The 19,638-nt window shown below is 69.2% G+C and carries 16 protein-coding genes and 2 tRNA genes; 12 read left to right on the top strand and 6 right to left on the bottom strand.

The window, feature by feature from the left end; all coding sequences use genetic code 11:
* The 5 genes from ACXAID_RS06055 to ACXAID_RS06035 form a co-directional block, all read left to right on the top strand.
* The coding region (locus ACXAID_RS06055; RefSeq protein ID WP_475021279.1) for a beta-ketoacyl synthase N-terminal-like domain-containing protein at positions 1–3,965 on the top strand (3,965 nt) is incomplete at its 5' end.
* Between the two features lie 22 nt (positions 3,966–3,987).
* Positions 3,988–4,380, top strand: coding sequence for a holo-ACP synthase AcpS (gene acpS / locus ACXAID_RS06050; RefSeq protein WP_475021278.1), 393 nt, complete (start codon positions 3,988–3,990; stop codon positions 4,378–4,380).
* 75 nt (positions 4,381–4,455) lie between these two features.
* Entirely contained in the window at positions 4,456–5,283 is an 828-nt protein-coding gene (locus tag ACXAID_RS06045; RefSeq protein ID WP_475021277.1) for a formate/nitrite transporter family protein, read from the top strand.
* A gap of 10 nt (positions 5,284–5,293) precedes the next feature.
* Positions 5,294–6,643 carry a M20/M25/M40 family metallo-hydrolase gene (locus ACXAID_RS06040; RefSeq protein ID WP_475021276.1) on the top strand — a complete coding sequence of 450 codons (1,350 nt, stop codon included), beginning with the start codon at positions 5,294–5,296 and terminating at the stop codon, positions 6,641–6,643.
* Positions 6,644–6,792: 149 nt separating this feature from the next.
* Positions 6,793–7,140 carry a cupin domain-containing protein gene (locus tag ACXAID_RS06035; protein ID WP_475021275.1) on the top strand — a complete coding sequence of 116 codons (348 nt, stop codon included), beginning with the start codon at positions 6,793–6,795 and terminating at the stop codon, positions 7,138–7,140.
* 21 nt (positions 7,141–7,161) lie between these two features.
* On the opposite strand, the gene bcp is transcribed toward ACXAID_RS06035, so the two are convergent.
* Entirely contained in the window at positions 7,162–7,635 is a 474-nt protein-coding gene (gene bcp, locus ACXAID_RS06030) for a thioredoxin-dependent thiol peroxidase (protein WP_475021274.1), read from the bottom strand.
* A gap of 127 nt (positions 7,636–7,762) precedes the next feature.
* Here bcp and ACXAID_RS06025 point away from each other — a divergent pair, with 127 nt between their 5' ends.
* From ACXAID_RS06025 to ACXAID_RS06010, 4 genes are all read left to right on the top strand, one after another.
* Positions 7,763–7,990, top strand: coding sequence for a DUF3618 domain-containing protein (locus ACXAID_RS06025; RefSeq protein ID WP_475021273.1), 228 nt, complete (start codon positions 7,763–7,765; stop codon positions 7,988–7,990).
* Positions 7,991–8,550: 560 nt separating this feature from the next.
* Complete coding sequence (locus ACXAID_RS06020; RefSeq protein WP_475021272.1) at positions 8,551–8,940, top strand: hypothetical protein; 390 nt, start codon at positions 8,551–8,553, stop codon at positions 8,938–8,940.
* A gap of 313 nt (positions 8,941–9,253) precedes the next feature.
* Positions 9,254–12,064 (top strand): CocE/NonD family hydrolase, encoded by a 2,811-nt coding sequence (locus ACXAID_RS06015; protein ID WP_475021271.1) that lies wholly within the window; start codon positions 9,254–9,256, stop codon positions 12,062–12,064.
* A 124-nt stretch (positions 12,065–12,188) separates the two neighbouring features.
* On the top strand, positions 12,189–12,551 hold the full coding sequence (locus tag ACXAID_RS06010; protein WP_475021270.1) for a SpoIIAA family protein: 363 nt from the start codon (positions 12,189–12,191) through the stop codon (positions 12,549–12,551).
* A 67-nt stretch (positions 12,552–12,618) separates the two neighbouring features.
* On the opposite strand, the gene ACXAID_RS06005 is transcribed toward ACXAID_RS06010, so the two are convergent.
* A tRNA-Lys gene (locus ACXAID_RS06005) sits at positions 12,619–12,694 on the bottom strand.
* Positions 12,695–12,853: 159 nt separating this feature from the next.
* Between ACXAID_RS06005 and ACXAID_RS06000 the strand changes: the two genes are divergently transcribed.
* Both ACXAID_RS06000 and ACXAID_RS05995 read left to right on the top strand, forming a co-directional pair.
* A complete protein-coding gene (locus tag ACXAID_RS06000) occupies positions 12,854–14,074 on the top strand; it encodes a L,D-transpeptidase (RefSeq protein ID WP_475021269.1) in 1,221 nt (406 codons plus the stop codon).
* A gap of 260 nt (positions 14,075–14,334) precedes the next feature.
* Entirely contained in the window at positions 14,335–15,711 is a 1,377-nt protein-coding gene (locus ACXAID_RS05995) for an MFS transporter (protein WP_475021268.1), read from the top strand.
* 58 nt (positions 15,712–15,769) lie between these two features.
* On the opposite strand, the gene ACXAID_RS05990 is transcribed toward ACXAID_RS05995, so the two are convergent.
* From ACXAID_RS05990 to cmrA, 3 genes are all read right to left on the bottom strand, one after another.
* Positions 15,770–15,842, bottom strand: a tRNA-His gene (locus ACXAID_RS05990).
* Positions 15,843–15,870: 28 nt separating this feature from the next.
* The gene (gene orn / locus ACXAID_RS05985) at positions 15,871–16,518 is read right to left on the bottom strand and encodes an oligoribonuclease (RefSeq protein ID WP_475021267.1); all 648 of its coding nucleotides are present in this window, start codon (positions 16,516–16,518) and stop codon (positions 15,871–15,873) included.
* 159 nt (positions 16,519–16,677) lie between these two features.
* Positions 16,678–17,484 (bottom strand): mycolate reductase, encoded by an 807-nt coding sequence (gene cmrA, locus ACXAID_RS05980; protein ID WP_475021266.1) that lies wholly within the window; start codon positions 17,482–17,484, stop codon positions 16,678–16,680.
* A gap of 25 nt (positions 17,485–17,509) precedes the next feature.
* Between cmrA and ACXAID_RS05975 the strand changes: the two genes are divergently transcribed.
* Entirely contained in the window at positions 17,510–18,835 is a 1,326-nt protein-coding gene (locus ACXAID_RS05975) for an MFS transporter (protein ID WP_475021265.1), read from the top strand.
* A gap of 3 nt (positions 18,836–18,838) precedes the next feature.
* On the opposite strand, the gene ACXAID_RS05970 is transcribed toward ACXAID_RS05975, so the two are convergent.
* Positions 18,839–19,636, bottom strand: coding sequence for an MmpS family transport accessory protein (locus tag ACXAID_RS05970; protein WP_475021264.1), 798 nt, complete (start codon positions 19,634–19,636; stop codon positions 18,839–18,841).
* Between the last annotated feature and the right edge of the window lie 2 nt (positions 19,637–19,638).

The following is a 19,638-nucleotide window of genomic DNA, read 5'->3' as shown; positions in this document are numbered from 1 at the left end:
AGGCGGCTCCGGCCGCACCCGTGCCGGCGGCCGCTCCGGCGGGCGGGCCGCGCCCGGACGACCTGTCGTTCGACGCGGCCGATGCCACGATGGCGCTGATCGCGCTGTCGGCCAAGATTCGGATCGACCAGATCGAGCCGCTGGACTCCATCGAGTCCATCACCGACGGTGCGTCCTCGCGGCGCAACCAGATGCTCGTCGACCTCGGCTCGGAGCTCAACCTCGGCGCCATCGACGGTGCCGCCGAAGCCGACCTGGCCGGGCTCAAGGGCCAGGTGACCAAGCTGGCGCGCACCTACAAGCCGTTCGGCCCGGTGCTCTCCGACGCGGTCAACGACCAGCTGCGCACGGTCCTCGGGCCGTCCGGCAAGCGGCCGGCCTACATCACCGAGCGGGTCAAGAAGACCTGGGAACTCGGCGACGGCTGGGCCCGGCACGCCACCGTCGAGGTGGCGCTGGGGACCCGGGAGGGCTCCAGCGTTCGCGGTGGTGCGCTGGGCGGCCTGCACGACGGAGCCCTGGCCGATGCCGCCGGCGTGGACAAGGTGATCGACGCCGCGGTCGCCGCGGTGGCCGCCCGCCAGGGTGTGTCGGTGTCGCTGCCCTCGGCCGGCGGTGCCGGCGGCGGTGTCGTCGACTCCGCCGCGCTCGGCGAGTTCGCCGAGAAGGTCACCGGACCTGACGGTGTGCTGGCCTCGGCGGCCCGCACCATCCTCGACGAGCTGGGTCTGGGCGGTCCGCTGGTGACCCCCGATACGGCCGCCGACGCCGAACTCATCGACCTGGTCACCGCCGAACTCGGCTCGGACTGGCCGCGCCTGGTGGCGCCGTCGTTCGACGGCCGCAAGGCGGTGCTGTTCGACGACCGGTGGGCCAGCGCCCGTGAGGATCTGGTCAAGATCTGGTTGATGGACGAAGGCGACGTCGACGCGCAGTGGCCCCGGCTCGCCGAGCGGTTCGAGGGCGCCGGTCACGTGGTGGGCACGCAGGCCACCTACTGGCAGGGCAAGGCCCTGGCCGCAGGCCGCAACGTGCACGCATCGCTGTTCGCCCGGGCTGCCGCCGGCGCGGAGAACCCGGGCAAGGGCCGCTACGTCGACGAGGTCGCCGTCGTGACCGGCGCCTCGAAGGAGTCCATCGCGGCCTCGGTGGTGGCGCAACTGCTCGACGGCGGGGCCACCGTCGTCGCGACCACGTCACGCCTCGACGACAGCCGGCTCGAGTTCTACCGCAACCTCTACCGCGACAGCGCGCGTTACGGCGCCCAGCTGTGGGTGGTGCCGGCGAACATGGCCTCCTACAACGACATCGACGCGCTGGTGGAGTGGGTCGGCACCGAACAGACCGAGAGCCTGGGGCCCAAGTCGATCCATCTCAAGGACGCTCTGACACCGACGTTGCTGTTCCCGTTCGCGGCGCCGCGGGTCGGAGGCGACCTGTCCGAGGCGGGCTCGCGCGCGGAGATGGAGATGAAGGTGCTGCTGTGGGCCGTTCAGCGGCTCATCGCCGGACTGTCGCACATCAGCGCCGATCGCGACATCGCCGCGCGGCTGCACGTGGTGCTGCCCGGTTCGCCCAACCGCGGCATGTTCGGCGGCGACGGCGCCTACGGCGAGTCGAAGTCGGCGCTGGATGCGGTGGTGTCCCGGTGGAAGGCCGAGTCGTCGTGGGCGCAGCGGGTCAGCCTGGCGCACGCCCTGATCGGCTGGACCCGGGGAACCGGCCTGATGGGCCACAACGACGTGATCGTCGACGCGGTCGAGGAAGCCGGTGTCACCACCTATTCGACCGAGCAGATGGCCGCAATGCTGTTGGACCTCTGCGATGTCGAGACGAAGGTGGCCGCTGCCCGGGAGCCGGTGCAGGCCGACCTGACCGGTGGCCTGGCCGAGGCCGAGCTGGATCTCGCCGAGCTGGCCACCAAGGCCCGCGAGGAGGCCCTGGCCCCCGCCGCAGACGAGGCGGAGGAGGAGGCCGACGACCGGCTGGTCGCCGCGCTGCCCTCGCCGCCGCACCCGCACGCCGCCGCAACGGCTCCGGAGTGGGCGGACCTGGACGTGGACCCTGCCGACCTGGTCGTCATCGTCGGCGGTGCCGAGCTCGGCCCCTACGGTTCCTCACGGACCCGCTTCGAGATGGAGGTCGACAACGAGTTGTCCGCGGCCGGCGTCCTGGAGCTGGCCTGGACCACCGGACTGATCAAGTGGGAGGACGACCCCCAACCCGGTTGGTACGACACCGAATCCGGTGACCTGGTCGACGAGTCCGAGCTCGTCGAGCGGTATCACGACGAGGTGGTCTCGCGGTGCGGCATCCGTGAGTTCGTCGACGACGGCGCGATCGATCCCGACCATGCCTCACCGCTGCTGGTCAGTGTGTTCCTGGACAAGGACTTCCGGTTCGTGGTCTCCAGCGAGGCCGACGCCCGGGCGTTCGTGCAGTTCGACCCGGAGCACACCGTGGCCCGCCCCGTCGAGGGTTCCGGTGACTGGGAGGTGATCCGCAAGGCGGGCACCGAGATCCGGGTGCCGCGCAAGACCAAGCTGTCGCGGACGGTGGGCGCCCAGATCCCGACCGGGTTCGACCCGACGGTGTGGGGCATCAGCCAGGACATGGCGACCTCGATCGACCGGGTCGCGCTGTGGAACATCGTCGCCACCGTCGACGCGTTCCTGTCCTCGGGCTTCACCCCCTCGGAGTTGATGCGGTGGGTGCACCCGAGCCTGGTGGCCAGCACCCAGGGCACCGGTATGGGCGGGATGACCTCGATGCAGACGATGTATCACGGCAACCTGCTGGGCCGCGCCAAGCCGAACGACATCCTGCAGGAGGTGTTGCCCAACGTCGTTGCCGCCCACGTGATGCAGTCCTACGTGGGCGGGTACGGCGCGATGGTGCACCCGGTGGGCGCCTGTGCCACCGCGGCGGTCTCGGTCGAGGAGGGTGTGGACAAGATCCGCCTCGGCAAGGCCGAGCTGGTCGTGGCCGGCGGCTTCGACGACCTGACGCTGGAGGCCGTCATCGGCTTCGGTGACATGGCGGCCACCGCCGACACCGAGATGATGCGCGCCAAGGGCATCAGTGACTCGAAGTTCTCCCGCGCCAACGACCGTCGCCGGCTGGGGTTCCTGGAGGCCGAGGGTGGTGGCACCATCCTGCTGGCCCGCGGTGACCTGGCCGTCCGGATGGGTCTGCCGGTGCTGGCCGTGGTCGGCTACGCACAGTCGTTCGCCGACGGGGTGCACACCTCGATCCCGGCGCCGGGACTGGGGGCGCTGGGCGCCGGCCGCGGCGGCCGGGAGTCGGTGCTGGCCCGTTCGCTGGCCAAGCTGGGTGTGGGTGCCGACGACATCGCGGTGATCTCCAAGCACGACACCTCGACGCTGGCCAACGATCCCAACGAGACCGAGCTGCACGAGCGGCTGGCCGCCTCGCTGGGGCGTTCTGACGGCGCACCTCTGTTCGTCATCAGCCAGAAGAGCCTCACCGGCCACGCCAAGGGCGGAGCGGCGGTCTTCCAGATGATGGGACTGTGCCAGGTGCTGCGCGACGGGGTGGTCCCGCCGAACCGCAGCCTGGACTGTGTCGACGACGAACTGGCTACCTCGGCGCACTTCGTGTGGCCGCGCGAGACGCTGCGGCTGGGGGACAAGTACCCGGTCAAGGCGGGCCTGGTCACCAGCCTGGGCTTCGGCCACGTGTCGGGTCTGATCGCCCTGGTGCATCCGCAGGCGTTCCTGGCGGCGTTGAGCCCGGAGCAGCGCTCGGACTATCAGGTCAAGGCCCAGCAGCGGGTGCTGGCCGGCCGGCACCGGCTGGCCTCGGCGATCGCCGGCGGACGCGCGATGTTCGAGCGGCCCGCCGACCGCCGGTTCGACCATGACGAGTCGGAGAAGGCGGCCGAGGCGGCCATGCTCCTCGACACGGCGTCGCGACTCGGTGAGGACGGCGTGTATCGGCGGTGATCCGTGAGATAGCGTGTCGCCCATGGCCATTGTCGGGATAGGAATCGATCTCGTCTCCATCCCGGAGTTCGCCGAACAGGTGGACCGCCCCGGCACGGTGTTCGCCGAGACGTTCACCCCCGGTGAGCGGCGCGACGCCGCCGACAAGAGTTCGTCGGCGGCGCGGCACTTGGCGGCGCGCTGGGCGGCCAAGGAGGCGGTCATCAAGGCATGGTCGGGGTCGCGGTTCTCCAAGCGGCCGGTGCTGCCCGAAGGCATCCACCGCGACATCGAGGTGATCACCGACATGTGGGGCCGTCCGCGGGTTCGGCTGTCCGGGGCGATCGCCGAGCATCTGCAAGAGGTGACGATCCACCTGTCGCTGACCCATGAGGCCGATACCGCCGCAGCGGTGGCGGTGCTCGAGGAACGCTAGCGCCACCGCCGCTGCTTCGCCCGGCGCTGCTGCGGGTACTCCCGCTCATCGCAGTCGGCGGAGCGGAGGACACGTGTGGCGCAGCAGAGGCAGCTGGGAGGGTCGGACAGCCCGATCGAGGATGCGCTCGAGGACGCCTTCGAGCGGGTGGTCGACGAGGGCACCCAACGGCTGCACCGCAGCTGGCGGGAGGTACTGGCCACCGGTTTCTTCGGCGGCACCGACATCGCGGTGGGTGTGCTGGCCTACCTGGCGGTGCTGGATGCCACCGGCGAGCCGCTGCTGGCCGGGCTGGCGTTCTCGATCGGCTTCCTGGCGTTGCTGCTCGGACGCAGCGAGCTGTTCACCGAAGGCTTCCTGATCCCGGTCACCACCGTCGCCGCCAAGCGGGCCGGCTTCGGCCAGCTGATCAAGCTGTGGAGCGGCACGTTGGTGGCCAACCTGGCCGGCGGCTGGATTCTGATGTGGTTGATGATGACGGCGCTGCCGCGGCTGCACGAGCAGACCATCGAGTCGGCCGCCCACTACGCGACAGCCCCGCTCTCCCTTCAGACGGCCGCGCTGTCGCTGCTCGGCGGCATGGTGATCACGTTGATGACCCGGATGCAGCACGGCACCGACGCCATGGTCGCCAAGATCGCCGCCGCCGTCGCCGGTGCGTTCCTGCTGGCGGGGCTGCAGCTGTACCATTCGGTGCTCGATTCCCTGCTGATCTTCGGTGCGCTGATCACCGGTCGGGCGCCGTTCGGCTACCTGGACTGGCTGGGCTGGTTCGGCTACACCGCCATCGGCAACGTGGCCGGCGGCCTGCTGCTGGTGACGCTGCTGCGGCTGCTGCGCAGCAAGGACCGGGTGGCCGAGGAGCGCCGCCGCGCCGAATCGACCGCCCGGCCGAGCCGATAACCTCGACCTCATGAGCGACATCGCGACGCGGGTGCGTGAGGTCCTGCCCTCGGTGCGGGCCGACCTCGAAGATCTCGTCCGGATCGAGTCGGTGTGGGCCGACCCGGCCCGGCGGCCCGAGGTGCAGCGCAGCGCCGAGGCGGTGGCCAAGCTGCTATCCGCGGCCGGGTTCGAACAGGTGCGCATCGTCGCCGAGGGCGGCGCGCCGGCGGTCATCGCCCACCACCCCGGGCCGCCGGGCGCGCCGACGGTGCTGCTCTACGCCCACCACGACGTGCAGCCCGAAGGTGACCGCGCGCAATGGCACTCGGCGCCGTTCGAACCGACCGAACGCGACGGCCGGCTCTACGGCCGCGGAACCGCCGACGACAAGGCCGGCATCGCCACCCACCTGGCCGCGTTCCGTGCCCACGGGGGCGCACCTCCGGTCGGGGTGACGGTGTTCGTCGAGGGCGAGGAGGAGTCCGGCTCGCCCTCGCTGTCGGCGCTGCTCGCCGCTCACCGCGACGCACTGGCCGCCGATGTCATCGTCATCGCCGACTCGGACAACTGGAGTACCGAGATCCCGTCGCTGACCGTGTCGCTGCGCGGCCTGGCCGACTGTGTGGTCGAGGTCGCCACGCTGGACCACGGGCTGCACTCGGGCATGTGGGGTGGTGTCGTTCCGGACGCGTTGACCGTGCTGATCCGGCTGCTAGCCAGCCTGCACGACGATGCGGGCAACGTCGCGGTGGACGGCCTGCACGAGGCCACCGCAGCCGATGTGGACTACACACCCGAACGGGTGCGCGCCGATACCGGGCTGCTCGACGGTGTTGGTGAGATCGGTTCGGGTTCGGTGGCCCAGCGGTTGTGGGCCAAGCCGGCGATCACCGTGATCGGCATCGACACCACCCCGATCGCGCGGGCGTCGAACACGTTGATCCCGCGGGCGCGCGCCAAGGTCAGCATGCGGGTGGCCCCGGGGGGTGACGCCGGCGAACACCTGGCGGCGCTGACCCGCCACCTCGAGCGGCACGCACCGTGGGGCGCGCAGGTGAGCGTGACGCCGGGCGACGTCGGCCAGCCGTACGCGATCACCGCGCAGGGGCCGGTCTACGACGCGGCGCGCGCGGCTTTCCGGCAGGCCTGGGGCGCCGAGGTGGTGGAGGCCGGGGTCGGTGGCTCGATCCCGTTCATCGCCGCGTTCGCCGCGGCGTTTCCCGACGCCGCGATCCTGGTGACCGGTGTCGAAGACCCCGAAACGCAGGCCCACAGCATCAACGAGAGCCTGCACCTGGGGGTGCTGGAGCGGGCCGCGACCGCCGAGGCGCTGCTGTTGGCCCGCCTGGGCGGCTCAGACGGACAGGTCGCGCCGTAGGTTCGAACCACGTCGACCACCGTCCACCGGGCTGTCGATGTTCGCGGCGCGGTGCCGGTTCGTAGCGAGCATTGCCGAAACCGGTCGTTCGAGACCATGTGCGTGCTTGGGTGGTCACAGCCGAGGATTCGATCCCGCATGAGGTGGCGATGAAGATCTTGAGGCGCGAACACGCGCGAGAAGTTGCCGGTGACGGTTACGCCAAGCGGATCCTGGTGCCCGAGGCGGTCCTCGGCATCGGAGGATCGTTCATCCAGGAGGTCTCTTTCCGCAAGGGCGACGTGGTCGGGCAGCACCATCACCGCATCCAGACCGAGGTGTTCATCGCCCTCGATGAGGCGCACTACGAAATCGAGGGTGAGACGGTGATCATGAATCCGGGCGACGTCGTGATCTGCGAACCCGGCGATGTGCACGGAAACCCGGTGATCCCGCACGACTTCCGCGTCCTGGTGCTGAAGATCGACTACCGCGACGACGACACCGTGTGGCACTGACCACCGGGCCGCGTGGCCGGCTCAGACGGACAGGTCGCGCCGTAGCTTGGCGACGTGCCCGGTGGCGCGGATGTTGTACTGCGCCAGCGCGATCTTTCCCTTCTCGTCGACGACGAACGTCGACCGGATGACGCCCTGAACGGTCTTGCCGTACATCTTCTTCTCGCCGTAGGCGCCCCACGCCTCGAGCACCGTGCGTTCGGGATCGGCCAGCAGCGGGAAGGTGAGCCCTTCCTTGTCGCGGAACTTCGCCAGCTTCTCGGGTTTGTCGGGTGAGATGCCGACGACGTCGAGGCCGGCCTCGTTGAGCTCGCCGAGGTTGTCGCGGAAATCGCAGGCTTCCTTGGTGCAGCCCGGCGTGGACGCCGCCGGGTAGAAGTAGACGATGACTCTGCGGCCCTTATAGTCGGAGAGCTTGACGGTCTTACCGTCGGCGTCGGGGAGGCTGAACGCGGGCGCGTTGTCGCCAACCTCGAGCCGGGGGGTCTGCGGCATGGTCGATGTCCTCCAGTATCGCGGCGTGTCCGGTGCGGTCGGTCGACCGGGGCGCTCACGCGCGCTCCGGCTGATCTAGGGTAGTTCGGCAGGACAGCCCGGTAGGCGAGTAGGCACGGAGGCAGATGTGGCGGACCGCGATCCCGACACGATCAAGGCGGACATCGATGAGGCCCGCGAGCAGTTGGCCGTGACCGTGGACTCGTTGGCCGCGAGGGCCAACCCGCGCCGAATGGCCGATGATCTCAAGGCCGGAGTGGTGCGGTTCGTCAAGCAGCCCGCGGTGGCGGTCACACTGGCCGGTGTCGGTGTCGTCGTGATCGTGGTGACGGTGCGCCGGCTCCGGCAGCCCTGAGCCGCGGTTCAGCGTCGGCGGCCGACTCGGAACCAGTCCGCCAGCGAGAACCCCGGGGGGTTGGCCACCCGTCCCAGCCGGCTGCAGCTGTACACCGCGACCGGTTGTTGCGTAGTTACGCTGACAGCCGAGTCGTCGTCTCCAGCACCGGGAGCTATCGGTTCCCTCATGCCTGCCATCAGCTAATTCCTCGATCCTTCGTTCGCGACCTGGCCAAGGTTGGGCGCCTCGGTGGTCAGCTAACTGAGACCCTATCACTAGTTCGCGTCTTTTCGCAGCACAGATCCATTCTCGTCCGATATTGACTCGCTCGTCGTTACGTTCGAATCAAGATCGACCGAACGGTGCCCGTGTCTGATGCGTGAGGTTTAGCACAGTGCGTTCAGTGTGGCGATCTGAGGCACGCGAATTTACATTGTCGTCAATGGGCTAAGTCCTCGGCCTTGCCGGGAAGGCGCCCGGCCGGCTCTCGGGGAAATCCGGGCGGGGTGATACCGCGCGTCGCGCAGCCCGGTGTCCTCTACGCTTGCGCTGTCAACGACGAGCAAAGGAGCGCGGGCATGGCATGGTTCCTGGCCCTGCAGGGCGCGACGCAGCCCAGCCACCAGTCGTCGGTCTACGAACTGCAGGACTCGACCGACGTCGACAAGCTCGCCCAGGAACTGGTCAGCGCCGTGACGCTCGACCGAGTGGTTCCTGTCCCGGCGATGCTGCCGCAGTCCACCCGCAAGAAGCAGAAGGTGACGCTCTATGTGCGGCCGGCGGCGTGGGGCATGTGGACGTTCTACGAGCTGTCCGATGAGGACCGTCGCCAGTTGATGAAGGACAACCCGCTGGTCCAGGCCATCCAGCAACAGCGGGGCCAGGCGGGGCAGCCGGGTCAGCCCGCCGGGCCGGCCAACCCGCTCATCGGGCAACCCGGCCCAGGTGGGTTCGGCACTCCGCGCTGACTGACGTGTTCGGCGCCGGCAGCGTCATTGCTGCGCCGGTCGCCGGGTTGCGGGAACGGCCGCCGGGGTGTGAATCGCGGCGTACTCTGCTCCCTACCGGGGGCGGCGCCTGAGCGGCGGTGTACCGGTGAGTTTTGCCCGCACCGTCCGCCGTGGCTCCTTCCGGACCTGCTGTACGGGCACCTTCGTGCCCAACTCGGGTTGACTGCAGCAATTATGACCGTTTCGACGGCGTTCGTTCATTCGGCCGCGCACACGTATTGACGAGACCTATAGTTTGCCGGGCAGTCGCGCGAGGTCGGGAGGCAAGCTAATGAGCGCAGGCGGATACGTGGGTCGGATCGGTGGCCTGGCGGTCGCCCTCGGTGTCGGGACCGCCGTCCTGACCGGATATGGAGTCGCGGCCGCCGACACCGGCACCGCAGACTCCGGATCGGCCTCCTCGGCGTCGAGTTCGTCCGGCTCGCCGGGCGCCCGCGCCGGAAGTTCGGCCGATTCGGGCAGTGCCGACTCGGCGACCGGCTCGACCTCCGACAGCGACGACGCCGGCGACGGCAGCGGCTCGGCGGCGGGAAGCGCCGACGCCGCCGATGACACCGACGCCGACGACGATCTCGACGGCGCCGACTTGGACGTTGGCGACGACGCCACCGATGACGCCGATGACGCCGACGGTGCCGACGACGCCGACGAGGAGAACGCGGACCTCGGGACCGAACCGGCTGATGACGTGGATGATTCGGATCTCGCCGACGACGATGCCGGGGGAGTCGACGTCCTCGACGATGCCGTGGCGGAAGAGGAGACCGAGGCATCGGGTTCCGCCGGATCGGCGCAGCCCGGTGTCGACGACGCCGCAACAGACGCCGGGGCGGGCGCACCGACCGATCAGGAACCCGAGACCGACACCGCGACCGACCTCGACATCCCCGCCGACCGGCGCGCCGAGGCGGTCGAATGGCTGGCCAGCCCGCAGGCCGCAGCCGGTCGCGCCACGGCGCGCTCGGCGACGTCGGCCTACACCATTGCCGCTGCGGCGGTGGGGACTCCGGATCCCGCGCCGGTCCAGACTGCCACCGCGGCCCCGAACTGGATCTTCGATCAGATCACCGGCCTGCTGAGCCCCTTCGCCGGAGGCGGACCGCTGGTGCCGCCGGTTAACTCCCCGATGGAGTGGGCGATGGCCGCGGCCGCCCGGCGCGACTTCCTCAGCGGGCCCATCTCGGTCAGCCCGATGCTCGAATTCGTCGACGGCGTCATCTACGGCGACGTCGGGGCGACCGATTCCCGGGGCAACCCGCTGATCTACACGGTGGTCAGCGGCCCCGACCAGGGCGGCAAGGTGTCACTGGCCTCCGACGGCACCTTCTCGTTCCTGCCGGACCTGTCCGTGGTGGACACCGCCGGCACCGAGCGGTTCACCGTCCTGGTCAGCGAGCGGACCCGGCTGGTGACGGTCCTCGAGCAGATCCCGCTGCTGGGCGGCTTCGTCCAGCCGATCGTGCTGGGCCTGCAGCAGGCCCCCATTCTCGGTGAACTCCTGCAGCCGCTCATCGGGTACCGGGTCTACGCGCCCATCGACGTCAACGTCGGCGAGCTGGTGCCCGACGGTGACCCGGTCGCGTTCACCACCATGGTGACGTCGTTCGACGGGGTGCAGATCTCCACCAACTTCTTCCCGGCGTCCGGGCTGCTGGCGGGCGAGACCGCGCCGACGGTGCTCAACGGGCCGGGGCTGGGCAGCGCCGGCAACATCGACCCGGCCTCCGAGACGTCGGTCTACAACCTGGTGCCCGGTCTGGCGCCGCTGCGCGAGGCCGGCTACAACGTCGTGACGTGGGATCCTCGCGGTGAGTTCGATTCCGGCGGAATCCTGCAGCTGGACAACCCCTTCTTCGAAGGCCGCGACGTGCAGGCCATCATCGACTGGGTGGCCACCCTGCCCGAGACCGAGCTCGACGCCCCGGGTGACCCGACTATCGGCATGGTCGGCGGCTCCTACGGCGGCGGTATCCAGCTGGTCACCGCGGGCATCGACGACCGCATCGAGGCCATCGTTCCGGTGATCGCCTGGAACTCGCTGAACGAGGCCCTCTATCCCACCGGGGCGTTCAAGAGCGGCTGGGGCACGCTGCTGGCCTTGGACCTGCTCGAGGGCGGGGCCCGGATCAACGGGCAGATCTACCCGGCCGTCATCCTCGGCGACCTGCTCGGCTACCTGACCCAGACCCAGCAGGCGATCCTGGCCAGCAGCGGCCCCACCGTGCTGGTCAGTCAGATCACGGCGCCGACGCTGCTCATCCAGGGCACCGCCGACGGCCTGTTCACCCTTGCGCAATCCCTCACCAACGCCGAACTGCTCGAGGCCGCCGGAACCCCGGTGGACATGATCTGGGCGTGCGGCGGGCACGGGGTGTGCCTGGATCCGTTGAACCCGTTGCAGACTCCGCTGCTGATGAATTCGACGCTGGACTGGCTGGACAAGTACGTCAACGGCGAGGTGGTTCCCAGCCGGCCCCGGTTCGAATGGTTCGACCAGAACGGCGACTACCACTCCTCGGACCTGTTGCCCACGGATCCGGACTTCTACGGCGACCCGGTCGTCACCACCGCCGCCGGCGGATTCCTGCCGATCATTCCGCTGCTCGGCGGCTCAGGGCCGCAGACCATGTCGCCCACCCCGCTGCTGGTCTCACCGGCACTGGCCTCCGAGGCGAGCCTGGCGATCAACGTCGACATTCCGTCACCGGACAGCACCATCGAGGTCGTCGGCGCTCCCGAGATCACCCTCACCTACTCCGGTCTGGGCACCGGCCGGCACATCTACGGCCAGCTGGTCGACAACACCACCGGGCTGGTCCTGGGCAATCTCGTCACCCCGATCCCGGTGATCCTGGACGGCCGTACCCGCACGGTCACCATCGATCTGGAGGGGATCGCCTACACGATGACCCCGGATGACAGCCTCACCCTGCAGTTGGTCGCCTCGGCGACGCCGTACGAGAACCTCACCTCGGTGGGCTGGATCAACGTCGGCGAGGTCACCCTGGCGATGCCCACCGTGGCCGGTGTCGGGGGGATGGCCGCCGCGGTGGCGTCCGAGGAGAACGTGGTGGCCGCATAGCGCTGTGCTGCAGCGACTCTCCGATGAAGCGCCAAACCGGGCCCCGGAGTGACTTTCTGCTCTACGCCCACCGGTCCGGTCGCGCTCAGGATGGACGGGTCACTGGGTGTTGGGAGGATAAATCATGATCGAACAGTTGACCGGCTTCCCCGACAACGTCGCGGCGTTCGCCTGCCGCGGCCATGTCACCAAGGCCGACTACGAGACGGTGCTGATCCCCGAGGTGAACCGGCGCCTCGAACGGCACGACAAGATTCGGATCTACTACGAGATCGACCCCGATTTCGGCGGTTTCGACCCCGGCGCGGTGTGGGACGACACCAAGGTCGGCTTCCGGCACTTCCACCGGTGGGAACGCTTCGCCGTGGTCACCGACATCGGATGGATCGAGCAGACCATGAAGTTCGTCGGCTTTCTGATGCCGGGCGAGTTCCGCGCCTTCCCGGTCGCCGAGGAGGCCAAGGCGCGGGAATGGATCGCCGAGTAGCGGTATCCGCTCGAACCCGGGCAGCCCCCTACAACCACAAAAACCCTGCCTGAGCAGGGTTTCTGGGTGGTGCGCCGTCAGGGTTTCGAACCCCGGACCCGCTGATTAAGAGTCAGCTGCTCTACCAACTGAGCTAACGGCGCGCGTGTGAGACAATAACAGGCCCGCGGCGCAGGGGAGAAATCACGTCGTCCGCGCGGTACCGGGTGGCGACGTCGGCGTCGCATTCCCGTCACAATGTGGCCGTAGAATCGGTGCGAGAATTTCGGTGGATCAACCCTGTTTGTGAGGTGGAGCGGAGTATGTGGCAGGTCAGCACGGCAAACCGTGCGCGGCGGAGCCGTGTGTGGTTGACGGTCGCCGCATTGGTTCCTGCGGTGGCGCTCGTCCTCACCGCATGCGGCGGTCCGGCGGAACCACCGGCGCCCGAGGTGATCAGCGACAAGGGCACCCCCTTCGGTGACCTGCTGGTGCCCAAACTCACCTCGTCGGTGGATGACGGCGCCGTCGGCGTCAGTGTCGAGTCCCCGGTGACGGTGAGCGCCGAGTTCGGCGTGCTCGGCGCGGTGACGATGGTCAACGAGAGCGGCGAGCAGGTTTCCGGCGAGTTGTCCAAGGACGGCCTGACGTGGCAGACCACCGAGCCGCTCGGCTACAACAAGCGCTACACGCTCAACGCGCAGTCGTTGGGCCTGGGCGGAGCCACCAGCCGGCAGATGTCGTTCGAGACGCACTCGCCGGAGAACCTGACGATGCCCTACGTGCTGCCCAACGAGGGTGAGGTCGTCGGAGTCGGACAGCCGGTGGCGATCCGCTTCGACGAGAACATCCCCAACCGGCTGGCCGCCGAGCGCGCCATCACCGTGACGGCCAACCCGCCGGTGGAAGGCGCGTTCTACTGGCTGAACAACCGCGAGGTGCGCTGGCGTCCGGCGGAGTACTGGAAGCCCGGGACCGCGGTCGAGGTGTCGGTGAACACCTACGGGGTGGATCTGGGGGACGGGCTCTACGGCCAGGACAACGTGTCGACGAACTTCACCATCGGCGATGCGGTCATCACCACCGTCGACGATGCCACCAAGACGCTGACGGTGACGCGCAACGGTGAGGTCGTCAAGACGATGCCGGTGTCGATGGGCAAGAACAGCACGCCCACCAACAACGGCGTCTACATCGTCGGTGACCGGCGCTCGCACATGGTGATGGATTCATCGACCTACGGCGTGCCGGTCAACTCGCCCAACGGTTATCGCACCGAGGTGGACTGGGCCACCCAGATCTCCTACAGCGGCATCTACGTGCACGCCGCGCCGTGGTCGGTGGGCAGCCAGGGTTACAGCAACGTCAGCCACGGCTGCATCAACGTCAGCACCAGCAACGGTCAGTGGTTCTACGACAACTCCAAGCGCGGCGACGTCGTGGAGGTCATCAACACGGTGGGTTCGACCCTGCCGGGCACCGATGGCCTCGGCGACTGGAACGTCCCGTGGCACCAGTGGGAAGCCGGCAACGCCAGCATCTGACGCGGACGCCCGGCCGCGCGCCTCGGCCACCAGACATCCCCCTCCCGTTCGCGGGTGGGGGATGTCTCGTTTGCGGGCCGTGACCACGGTGACGACTGCGGGGCGACCAGCCGGTCTCGCATTCACAGCAACCTCGCAGCGTGTGCACAGCTGATCCGCTGACTGGCGCCGCATCCTTCCATGGGCCGACCGAACGGCGGCCCACCAGCGAGGGCTCTCGCCGCGGTGGTCACCGTGGCCCTGCAGAGACGGAGGGAACCATGATCGACGACGCGTTGAGCGTACCGGTGTCCCAGCCCGGCGCCACGGTCCCGCTCCGTCGGGTCGGCTTGGCGTGCGCCGCCGGCACCACGATCGAGTATTACGACTTCTTCATTTTCGGTACCTGCGCGGCGCTGGTGTTTCCCGACGTGTTCTTCCCCCACCTCGGGCCCACCATGGCCACCGTGGCCGCGTTCGCGACCTTCGCGACCGCCTTCCTCGCGCGCCCGCTGGGGGCCTGGTTCTTCGGGCATTTCGGCGACCGGATAGGACGCAAGAAGACCCTCGTGATGACCCTGCTGATCATGGGTGTCGCGACGACGGCGGTCGGACTGGTCCCCTCGGCGGCGTCCATCGGAATCGCCGCGCCGCTGATCCTGGTCGTGCTGCGCCTGCTGCAGGGTTTCGCCGTCGGCGGTGAATGGCCGGGCTCGGCCGTACTCAGCGCCGAGTACGCCCCGGAGGGCAAGCGCGGGCGGTTCGGCATGTTCACCCAGCTCGGTTCCGGCGGCGGAATGCTGCTGGCGGGCCTCGTCTTCCTGGTGGTCAACGTGGCGGTCGGGGAAACCAGCGCGGCGTTCCTGGAATGGGGCTGGCGACTGCCGTTCTTCTTCAGCGCAGTGCTGGTCGTGGTGGCGCTCTACGCGCGGTTGAACATCGCCGAGCCTCCGGTGTTCGTCGTTCAGACCGAGCAGGCGTCCACGGCGAGAACGCCCATGTCCGAGCTGTTGGCCAATCAGCTCCGTCAGGTCGTCCTGATGGCCGGCCTGCTGAGCACTCCCTTCGCGTTCAGCTACCTGGGCAGCACCTATCTGCTGGGCTATGCCAGCGACAAGTTGGGCTATTCCCGGACCCTGGTGCTGGCGGCCGGTGTCCTGGGGGCGTGCGCGCTGATGGCGTGGACGGTGGTCTCGGCGGTGGCGTGCGACCGGCTGGGCCGTCGCCGGGTGGTGCTGTTCGGGACCGCACTGGGGATCCCGATGTCCTTCGCGATCATGCCGCTGATCGACAGCGCCACCACCGTCGGCCTCGTTGCCGGCATCGTCGGGACGTTGTCGGTCGTGGGGATGGTCTACGGGCCCGTGGCCGCCTACGTCCCGGAGATCTTCGCGACCCGCTACCGCTACACCGGGGCCGGACTGTCCTACAACCTGGCCGGCGTCGTGGGTGGGGCCGTCCCGACGGTGATCGCCGGCGCGCTGCTGGCCGCGTTCGGAAGCGCCGCGATCGCGGTGATGATGGCGGCCATCGCACTGGTCAGCCTGATCTGTAGTTGCCTACTGCCCGAAACCAGGCACCACACGCTGTGGCACGGACTTCCGTTTGATGCTGCTCGCCGGCCGGAGGTAGGTGCGGCAGCGACGGTGTCGAGATGACGCACTGCGGGAGAACGAGTGTGGCCCCGCCTAGCCGGCGGGGCCACACCCGAACTTGGGTGGCTGACGGGACTTGAACCCGCGACCCCCAGGATCACAACCTGGTGCTCTACCAACTGAACTACAGCCACCATTGCCGCGTGTGCGGCGTGCTAGATACTAGCTGCTGGAACCCTCGTCGATCGAATCAGTATCCGAATCCGCTGGTGAGGCCGGTCCCAGCGCCTTCGCCACCTCGGCGATCTCGCCGGTCGAAGGCCCCGGCGGCGCGACGAACGCGGTCTGCCGGTAGTACTTCAGTTCCCGGATCGATTCGTAGATGTCGGCCAGTGCGCGGTGCGCGAGCCCCTTCTCCGGCTGGCCGAAGTAGATCCGTGGATACCACCGCCGGCACAGCTCCTTGATCGAGCTGACGTCGATCATCCGGTAGTGCAGGTAGTCGTCGAGTTTGGGCATGTCGCGGGCGATGAAGCCGCGGTCGGTGCCGATGGAGTTGCCGGCCAGCGGTGCGGTCTTGGCCTGCTTGACGTGGGTGCGGATGTAGTCGAGCACCATCTCCTCGGCGGTGGGCACGTCGACCGTGGAAGCCCGCACCTCTTCGATCAGCCCGGATTTGGTGTGCATCTGCGCGACGACGTCGATCATCGACGTCAGGGCGTCCTCTCCGGCGTGGATGACCACATCCACCCCGTCGCCGAGGACGTTGAGCTCTGAGTCGGTCACCAACACCGCGATCTCGATGAGCAGGTCGGACTTGAGGTCCAGCCCGGTCATCTCGCAGTCGATCCACACCAGTTCGTCGCGCACAGCGTTTCACAGTAAGCCCAACGGTGCGTCGGGTCGGCCCGGACCCCCTTCGGGGCGCGTCGCCGGCCGCCACCCCCGGTCTGGCGCCGAAACGGCATTCCAGCAGGCTTCTACTCGAACTTTCGCTGCCGGAATGCCATTTCGGCAGCGGGGGGGGGGTTAGCTGCCGCCGAGCTTCTTGTAGGCCGCCCCGACGATCGGCGCGACGATGGCCCGGGGAGCGTAGCCGCTGGCCGCCGACATCGCCTTGGACGTCACACCGGGGACCACCCGCATCTTGTTGTGGACCAACCCGTCCAGCGACACCTTGGCGGTGTAGGTGGTGTCGATCCACAGGAAGTCCGGGATGAGCCGGTCGACCAGCGACTGCTTGCCGGCATCGGGCAGTTCGGTGCGCACCGGGCCGGGTGCCAGCACGGTGACGTGTACGCCGGCGGATTTCAGTTCCCCGCGCAGCGACTCGCTGAAGGTGTTGGCGAACGCCTTGGTGGCGGCATAGGTCGCGTTGTTCGGGATCGGCGAGTTCCCGGCCGCCGATCCGGAGATCAGGATGCCGCCGGCGCCGCGCGCAACCATGCCGGGCAGCACCGCGAGCACCAGGTCGTGCACGCCGAGCACGTTGAGCTGCACCTGCTTGCGTTCTTCGGCCGGATCCAGCGTCGCCACCGGGCCGAACGTGGCGGTGCCGGCGTTGGCGCACAGGATCGAGATGGTGCGGGTGGCCAGCTCGTCGCACAGCTCACCGCGGGCCTGCGGGTCGGCCAGGTCGACCGCCCGCACCTCCACCGTCACCCCGTACTGTTCGCGCAACCGGTCGGCCAGAACCTCGAGGACCTCGGCGCGCCGTGCCGTGATGATCAGGTTGTGGCCACGGGCGGCGAGCTCGACGGCCAGCGCCTCGCCGATGTTCTGCGACGCGCCGGTGACGACCGCCCGGGCCTCGGCGCTGGGTTCCGGTACTGGCATGGGCCGGACTATATCGTGGGCACCCATGAGCGAGCCGCCGCCTCCGACCGAGGCGCCCGTCGCCGTGGCCACCCGATCACGGATCCTGGCCTGGGCGTTGTGGGACTTCGGCGCCACGGCGGTCAACGCGATCGTGATCACCTTCGTGTTCTCGGTGTATCTGACGAGCACCGTCGGCGACGATCTGCCCGGCCCCACCAGTGCCGCCAGTTGGCTCGGCCGGGCGCTGGCGGTGGCCGGCATCGTGGTGGCGCTGCTGGCGCCGCTGACCGGGGTGTGGGTGGACGCGCCCGCGCGCCGACGCAAGGCGCTGGCCGTGCTCACCGGGCTGGTGGTGGCACTGACCGCCTCGATGAGCCTGATCCGCGACGACCACCGCTACCTGTGGCCGGGGTTGATCCTGCTGGCCTGCACCGCGGCCTGCAGCGAGCTGGCCACCGTGCCCTACAACGCGATGCTGCGTCAGCTGTCCACGCCGAGGAACTCCGGAAGGGTCTCCGGATTCGGTTTGGCGCTGGGCTATTTCGGCAGCGTGCTGGCCCTGCTGGTGGTCTACGTCGGCTTCGTCGCCGGCAGCGGCGACACCCGCGGGCTGCTGGCGTTACCGGTGGCCGACGGTCAGAACGTCCGGGCGGCGATGCTGCTCGTGGCGGCCTGGTTCGGACTGTTCGCCCTACCGCTGCTGGTGACGGTGCCCGTCACCCGCGCCGCGGAGCCCGCCGAACGCATCGGCGTGCTCGGCGCCTACCGCCGGCTGGGGCGGGGGCTGCGCGACGAGTGGCGTCGCGACCGCCATGTCGTCTACTACCTGGGGGCCAGTGCGGTGTTCCGGGACGGGCTGGCCGGGGTGTTCACCTTCGGCGCGGTGCTCGGCGTCACCGTCTACGGCGTCTCGCAGGCCGACGTGTTGCTCTTCGGTGTGGCGGCTTCGGTGGTGGCGGCCGTCGGGGCGGTGCTGGGCGGGCGCGTCGACGACTGGGTCGGCTCGAAACGGGTCATCGTGGCGTCGCTGGCCGCGATGGTCGCGGTCGGGCTCACACTGCTGGTGTTGTCCGGGCCGGGCGCATTCTGGGCGTGCGGGCTGGCGTTGTGTCTGTTCATCGGCCCGACGCTGTCCTCGGCCCGGACGCTGATGTTGCGGATGACGGTGCCGGGCAACGAGGGTGTGGCGTTCGGGCTCTACACGACGGTCGGCCGGGCGGCGACGTTCCTCGCGCCCTGGATGTTCTCGCTGTTCATCGACGTCTTCGGCACCGATCGCGCCGGGTTGGGCGGGCTGGTCCTGGTGCTGGCGCTGGGTCTGGCCGCGATGGCGGGGGTGCGGGCCCCGCATCGGCGGGTGCTGGATTGACCGCTACCGGGTCGCGGCGCAGATGGTCAGCCCCGCGCCGGCGCGGCGTTCGATCTGGGTGCCGTTGACCGAGATCGAGCAGGTCACCTCGCGGCCGACGTTGATGATGCTGATGCTTGCCGAGTCCTCTCCGGGGCGCGGCAGCGACACCTCCCGGCTCCAGGGCAGCATCACGTTGAACTCGGTCTGTAGCAGGCCGCCGGTGTCGACATAGGTGATGTTGATGGCCCGCCCGCTGCCCGAGACGTTGTAGACGACGGTGTCGGTGGCGGCCGGCGCGGTGGTGGTCGCGGTGGGTGGCGTGGTGCGCGGGGAACTCGTCGGCGGCGGCAGCACCGGGCTCGGTGGGGTGCGTGAGGTGGTGGTGGGGGTGCGCTCGGTGGGCGGCGAGACGCTGGGCTCGGGTTGGGCCGGCAGCGGTGCCATCACCGTGTCCTGCTGGGAACTGTTGACGATCACCAGCGCGATGACCAGACCGATGACGGTCAGCACCGCCACGCCGGCGACGATCCACAGCCAGCGCGGCGATTTCGGACCGTCCGGCTCCGGGGGCTCCCCACCCTGGCCAGGGGGGTATTGCGGCGGGAACTGGCCGCCGCCGTAGGGGTCGTAGCCGTAGCCGGGGTAGCCGGGCATCGGCTGGGTCGGAAAGGCTCCCTGGGTGGGTGGCGGTTGGTAGGGAGGTCCGTACGGCGTCTGGCTGGCGTACGCGGGATCGGGGTAGCCGGGGTGCCCGTTGCCGAAGGCCTGCGTCGGCTCTTCCTGGTTGCCCCATTGCCCGCGGTGTGGTGAATCCGTCATGA

The organism is Mycobacterium sp. ABE4_509 (assembly GCF_056160785.1).
This window is presented reverse-complemented; position numbering and strand designations above follow the sequence as displayed.

Coding starts and splice junctions, on each gene's coding strand:
- acpS (WP_475021278.1), top strand. CDS start 3,988: ATGGCCATTGTCGGGATAGGAATCGATCTCGTCTCCATCCCGGAGTTC.
- ACXAID_RS06040 (WP_475021276.1), top strand. CDS start 5,294: ATGAGCGACATCGCGACGCGGGTGCGTGAGGTCCTGCCCTCGGTGCGG.
- ACXAID_RS06035 (WP_475021275.1), top strand. CDS start 6,793: ATGAAGATCTTGAGGCGCGAACACGCGCGAGAAGTTGCCGGTGACGGT.
- bcp (WP_475021274.1), bottom strand. CDS start 7,635: ATGCCGCAGACCCCCCGGCTCGAGGTTGGCGACAACGCGCCCGCGTTC.
- ACXAID_RS06020 (WP_475021272.1), top strand. CDS start 8,551: ATGGCATGGTTCCTGGCCCTGCAGGGCGCGACGCAGCCCAGCCACCAG.
- ACXAID_RS06015 (WP_475021271.1), top strand. CDS start 9,254: ATGAGCGCAGGCGGATACGTGGGTCGGATCGGTGGCCTGGCGGTCGCC.
- ACXAID_RS06010 (WP_475021270.1), top strand. CDS start 12,189: ATGATCGAACAGTTGACCGGCTTCCCCGACAACGTCGCGGCGTTCGCC.
- ACXAID_RS06000 (WP_475021269.1), top strand. CDS start 12,854: ATGTGGCAGGTCAGCACGGCAAACCGTGCGCGGCGGAGCCGTGTGTGG.
- ACXAID_RS05995 (WP_475021268.1), top strand. CDS start 14,335: ATGATCGACGACGCGTTGAGCGTACCGGTGTCCCAGCCCGGCGCCACG.
- cmrA (WP_475021266.1), bottom strand. CDS start 17,484: ATGCCAGTACCGGAACCCAGCGCCGAGGCCCGGGCGGTCGTCACCGGC.
- ACXAID_RS05975 (WP_475021265.1), top strand. CDS start 17,510: ATGAGCGAGCCGCCGCCTCCGACCGAGGCGCCCGTCGCCGTGGCCACC.
- ACXAID_RS05970 (WP_475021264.1), bottom strand. CDS start 19,636: ATGACGGATTCACCACACCGCGGGCAATGGGGCAACCAGGAAGAGCCG.